General features: G+C 53.3%; 1 protein-coding gene. It reads right to left on the minus strand.

The window, feature by feature from the left end; all coding sequences use genetic code 11:
- Positions 1–704, minus strand: a 704-nt coding sequence (locus tag J5224_RS32840; RefSeq protein WP_264629101.1) for an Ig-like domain-containing protein, incomplete at both ends; no start/stop codon positions are given.

Consider the following 704-nt stretch of genomic DNA (forward strand, 5'->3'; position numbering starts at 1 on the left):
CGCTTGCATTCAGAGACACGCGCCCCTTCTCTACTGATGTTGCCCTGGCCTGATAGGAGCCATCCTGGTTATCGCGCGTTGGCGTAATAGAAAATCCGGGAAGCGACGCTGCGCCATGAAACACCACCGTTTTACCCGAAATCGCATTACCGTAGACATCCCGCAACATTACGTTCAACAATGCGGCATCTTTACCGTCGGAACCAATCTCCGTTTTATCCGCGTGGAATCGAGAAACATCTTGGTCAACGGCAGCGGGATCAATCGTGACATCGGGTGCCTTTTTTTGGTTCCGATCGTTCAGATACGCCGTCATGCGCAGAATGCCTGCCGTTTGAGTGTTTAAAGTGATATGAGCGATCCCATTGGCATCGGTACTCGTAATCCGCTCTCCCGTGCTGACATCACCCTCCGGCTGCCAAAATACCATCATGCCCGGTAGCGGATTGCCATTGGGATCGACAATGGTTGCGCTGTAAGTGATGCCAACAGGATCTCCGGCGGTCAATCGCATCCTGTTGACACTTACTGCGTCAATAACCCCTTGGCTGCCATCGCCGGTCACCACCAAGGGTTGCGTAAGACTGAGCGGAACATCATTGACGCGCACGGAAAGCAACACCTCTTGTGCATGTGTCGAGCTGACCTCGATGCGATAGCGTCCTTCCGCGAACCCTTTGGTTTCACCAAACAGTACGTTGGAT

This window comes from Candidatus Symbiopectobacterium sp. NZEC135, from assembly GCF_025962695.1.